Origin of the sequence: uncultured Arenimonas sp., assembly GCF_963976025.1 — a bacterium.
Classification (GTDB): Bacteria; Pseudomonadota; Gammaproteobacteria; order Xanthomonadales; family Xanthomonadaceae; genus Arenimonas.
In genome coordinates this window covers 1-5013 of sequence record NZ_CAXBJS010000188.1, presented here as the reverse complement: position 1 = coordinate 5013, position 5013 = coordinate 1, and the positions used below count along the sequence as shown (strand labels likewise).

General features: G+C 70.2%; 2 protein-coding genes and 1 pseudogene. 2 read left to right on the top strand and 1 reads right to left on the bottom strand.

The window, feature by feature from the left end; genetic code table 11:
• Positions 1-2151, bottom strand: a pseudogene (locus AACZ35_RS12320) (amidohydrolase); the annotation flags it as partial.
• 271 nt (positions 2152-2422) lie between these two features.
• Here AACZ35_RS12320 and AACZ35_RS12315 point away from each other — a divergent pair.
• Positions 2423-3241, top strand: a complete 819-nt coding sequence (locus tag AACZ35_RS12315; protein ID WP_339829740.1) for a GGDEF domain-containing protein — start codon at positions 2423-2425, stop codon at positions 3239-3241.
• A 118-nt stretch (positions 3242-3359) separates the two neighbouring features.
• The coding region (locus tag AACZ35_RS12310; RefSeq protein WP_339829738.1) for a serine/threonine-protein kinase at positions 3360-5013 on the top strand (1654 nt) is incomplete at its 3' end.

Sequence of the window (5013 nt, the reverse complement as noted above, 5' to 3'; positions counted from 1 at the left end):
GCCCTGGCCGAAGTGCGCGGCGTGCGCATGCACGTCCACGATGCCCGGGAACACGGTCTTGCCGGCCACGTCCACTTCGCGCGCACCGGCCGGGATGGTCACGTCGCCGCGCTTGCCCACCGCCACGATGCGGTTGCCGCGCACCACGACCACGCCGTCCTCGATCACTTCCCGGGTCTTGTCGGCGTCGCGCATGGTCACCACGCGGCCACCGACCAGGGCGAAGGTTTCGTCGGGCCGGTCGCTGTCGATGCGCAGGCCCACGGGCGTGCCGGCATCGGCCTTGCCCGCCGCCAGTGCGCGGCTGTGGTAACGATCACCGACCATCCAGTGCACCGACTTCGAGTCCGCGCCCCAGTGCAGGTAGCTGCCCATGTCGGTGCCCAGGGCCGTCACCGGCAGGGCCTTGGTGTCCTTGTTGAGTTCGATCGAACCACCGGTGGCCGGCAGCGGCGCCACGTAGCCGTTGAACAGCTCGGTGAAGGCCACCGACTTGCCGTCCGGGCTGATCGCCACGTGGTCCACGTACTTGAGGTTGAACACCTCGCGCGGCTGCTCGCCGTGCAGGCCGGCGCTCATCAGCTTCTTCTCGAGGCCACCGCCGGTGAGGAAATACACGCGCTCGCCGTCGGCCGAAAACTGCGGGTCGGCGCCGTCGCCGGCGATTTCCACCGCTTCGCCGCCGGCCGCCGGCATCACGAAGATGCCGCGGCTGCCACTCCACAGGCTGCCGGTGAGGCCGCCGCCGCCCTGGCGCGAATACACCACGCGCGCACCGTCCGGCGAATAGCGCGGGCCGTAATAGAAGCCCGGTTCGGTGGTCAGCTTGCGGCTCTGGCCGCTGGCGAGGTCGAGTTCGTGGATCGCGCCCAGGGCTTCGTCCGACCAGGTGGTGAACAGCAGCTTGCGGCCGTCGCGGCTGAAGCTGGGCTGGTACTCGAAGCGCGAGTCATCGCTGGTCAGCCGGCGCGGCTGGCCGTTCGGCAGCGACTTGGTCCACAGCTGGCCGACGGCGTGGAAGACCAGGGTCTTGCCGTCCGGGCTGGTGGCGACGTCGCGGATCATCTTCGGCGCGAAGCTGTCGCCCTCGATGTTCTGCTCGAAACGCAGCGCCGGCAGCACGCTCTGCTCCACCTGCGCGGTGAAGGGAATGTTGCTGGCCTTGCCGCTGGCCATGTCCACCTGCCACAGCTTGCCCTGCGCCCAGAGCACCACGGCCCTGGAATCGGGCGTCCAGTCGAAGCCGGGGTAGGGGCCGAAGATGGCCCAGGCTTCCTGCTGGTCGTGCGACAAGCCGTCCCAGACCGGGCGCACGAAGCCCGAATCAAGATCGATCACGTGCAGCACCGACTTGTCGCGCACGCGCTTGACGAAGGCCAGCTGCTTGCCGTCGGGCGAAGGCTGCGGACGCACCGCGCCGCCGGCACCGGCGACCACGGTTTGTGTCTCGCCGGTTTCGCGGTCAAGGCGCTTGATCGCGTAGATGGTGCCGTGCACGTTGCGGTTGTACTGGAACATGCCGCCCGGGCTGATGTCCTCGGAGAAATAAACGTAGCGGCCATCGGCCGACACCGCCGGTTCACCCAGGTCCTGCTGGTCGTTCTTGCGCGTGGTCAGCTGCAGTCCGCTGCCGCCGTCGCGGTGGAACATCCACAGTTCACCCGCGCCGAGCGATCGGCCCGAGGTGAAATGTTTGCGGCCGACGATGTACTGGCCGTCCGGCGTCCAGTACGGGCTGTTGAGCAGGCGGAAGTCTTCCTTCGACACCTGGGTGGCGCCGCTGCCGTCGGCCTTCATGCGCCAGAGGTTGTTGCCGCCGCCGCGGTCGGAGGTGAACGCCACTTCCTTGCCGTCGGGCGAAAACCGCGGCTGGATGTCCCAGGCCGGGCCGCTGGTCAGGCGTTTGGCCTGGCCGCCGGCGGCGGGCAGTTCGTAGATGTCGCCCAGCATGGAAAACACGATGCGGCGGCCGTCGGGACTCAGGTCCAGGTCGAGCCAGGTGCCTTCATCGGTGCTGAAGCGGACCGTCTTGCCTTTCGCGTGCGCCTTCTGCACGTCCCATTTGTCTTTCTCGTCCTTGTCGGCGGCCTGGGCGGTGGTGGTGCAGGCCAGGGCAAGGCCGAGGGCGAGGGCAAGCGGGCGACGCGTCATGAAGGGCTCCGGGAGATGGGGCGAAACGACCGATGCTAGGTCAAGCGCGGGTCCGGCCCCTAGGCCGAAGGTCATGGGTCCCCTAAAGCGTGAGCCGGCTCCCAGCTTCGAAGTCCCGCGGCCCGGCTTGCTTGTACTGGGCCCCCGGCTGCCCGACAGTAGGCCCATGAACGCCGCCCCCCGCCGTTCCCGCCCCGTTTTCCCGGCCGTGTTCGTGCTGGGGATGGTTTCTGCCGGGCCGGCTTTTGCCGCAGCCCCCAGCCCTGTCGCCGTGTCCGCGGCCTGGCTGATGGTGGGCCTGGCGCTGGGGCTGGCGGCGGCGATGCTGGCCTGCTGGACGGTCATGCGCGACCGCCTGGCACCGCGTGAAGGCTGGGGCCTGCAGGCCGGCGCGGCGCTGGCGCTGCTGCCGGCGGCGATTTTCCTGGCGGGTTCGTATCCGTGGATCCTGGCCCTGGCCGGCGCCGCCGTGGCGGGCTGGGGCGTGTGGCTGGTGCGCAGCCTGTCGGGCGGCATGCGCCACCTGCTGCTTGAACGCGACCACGCCCGCGCCGAAGCCACGCGCGTGAAGGCCGACTCCGAACGCGACCCGCTTACCGGCGTGCTCAACCGCGGCGCCTGGCGCGCCCGCCTCGAGCGCCTGGCCGAAGACACCCAGCAGGACCAGCGCCCGCTGTCGGTGCTGTTTTTCGACATCGACCTGTTCAAGCTGATCAACGACAGCCTGGGTCACCAGGTCGGCGACGAGTGCCTCAGGGCGGTCGCCGACACCGTGGCCGCCGAACTGCGCGGTGGCGACATCCTGGGCCGGTTGGGTGGTGAAGAGTTCGCCGTGGCGCTGCCGGGCGCGCGCCGCATCCACGCCCTGGCCGTCGGCGAACGCGTGCGCACCGCCGTGCAGAAACACTGCCAGGCCGTGGGCGAAGAAGTGGTGGAGCTGACCGTCAGCGTCGGCGCCGCCGAACACCTGGGCCCCGCAGAGGCCCTGGACGCGCTGGTCGATCGCGCCGACCGCGCCATGTACACGGCCAAGGACTCGGGCCGCAACATGGTGGTGGCCGACGCCGCCGTGCCGCCCGGCGCCAACTGAACCCGGGCCCGGAAGGGCCGTTCACAGCCACTTTCCCCGTTCGCCCTGCTGGGGCCAGCGTTCCCGTGCCAGCGGGCGTATGCTGGCCCCGCGCAGGACGAATCGGGGGGTTGGTTGCATGCGCAGTGTGATCCAGGTCGGGGACGGCATCGGACCGTTCACCATCGTCGCCAAGCTGGGCCGCGGCGGCATGTCCACGGTCTACAACGCCTACGAAGCCGGGCTCGACCGCGAGGTCGCCCTGAAAGTGCTGCCGATCGACCTGCTTGAAGAACCCGGCTTCGCCGAACGCTTCGAGCGCGAAGCAAGGCTTATCGCCAAGCTTGAACACCCGCACATCGTGCCGCTGTACAACTACGGCATTGATGAAGGCGTGCCCTGGATGGCCCTGCGCCTGGTGCGCGGTGGTCATCTGGGTGAACGACTGGAACGCGACACCATCGGCCGCGAAGCCGGCCTGGCCTATTTCACGATGGTCGCCGACGCGCTCGACCACGCCCACAGCCTGGGCGTGGTGCACCGCGACCTGAAACCCCAGAACGTACTGCTGGGCGAACACGGCGAACTCTACCTGGCCGACTTCGGCATCTCGCGCATGCTGCAGGGCCGCACCACCATCACCAGCACCGGCGCCGTGCTGGGCACGCCGCAGTACATGTCGCCCGAACAGGCGCAGGACTCGCAGGTGGGTCCGGCCACCGACATCTACGCGCTGGGCATCATGGTCTACCAGTGGATGACCGGCGTGCTGCCCTTCGACGCCGACACGCCGTATGCGGTGATGTACAAACACGTGAACGCGCCGCTGGCCCTGGGCCCGCTCGATCCTTTCCCGGAACGTTCGCGCGACGTGCTGGCACGCGCCCTGGCCAAGGCCTCCGACGAACGCTGGCCCAGCGCCGGCAAGTTCATCGAAGAACTGGCCGGCGCCCTGGGCGTGCAGGAAGTGCCGGGCCAGGTGCTGGCGGCCGGGCGGCTGCCGTCGTCGGTGGCCGCGGCGATCTCGGCGCGCAAGCTCTCGCGCGTGCCCGCCGCGCCCACCGAATACATGGGCCAGACGCCGGCCGGTACGCCGCCGGTCGGCATGCGTACGCCGCGCCCGGGCCTGGAGACACCGCGGCAGGGCATCGCGACGCCGCGTTCGGGTGCAAACGAACCGGTGCAGCCGACCATCGTGCAGGGCGCGGGCTTGCCGGAAGCACCGACCGCGCCGGGCCGCGCGCTGCCACCGACTGGCGGTGCCGGCGGCGCCGGTGGTGGCGGTGGAAGTGGCGGCAGTGGCAGTGGCAGTGGCAGCAGCAGCGGCCCCGTGGCACCGGGCGAGCTGCAGTTTCGCCCGCGCACGCCGCCGCCCAAGGCGAAGATGGACCCGAAGCTGCTGGGCATCGGCGCCGGCGCCGCCCTGCTGCTCCTGCTGGTGCTGGTGTGGGCCTTCAGCGGCGGCGATGACGAACCGCCGCTGGCCGAGCCGGTGATTGCCGCCGAACCCAGCGAAGCCGAAGCGGCCCCCGAAGAGCCCGCCGAACCACCGCCGCTGCCGGCCGGCGACGCCCGCCTGCTGCTTGAATCCGACCTGGCCTGCGAGCTGTCGATCAACGGCATCCGCCGCGGCGACCTCAAGGCCCTGACGCCGCTGCGGCTGGAGCTGGCGCCCGGGCGTTACCAGCTGGCCTGCACCTCGCCGGCGCATCCGGACATCGTGTCCGCGCAGGTGGCCACGGTGGTGCGCGAAGAGCCGACCGTGGCGCTGTTCGAACTCAAGTACGAAATCG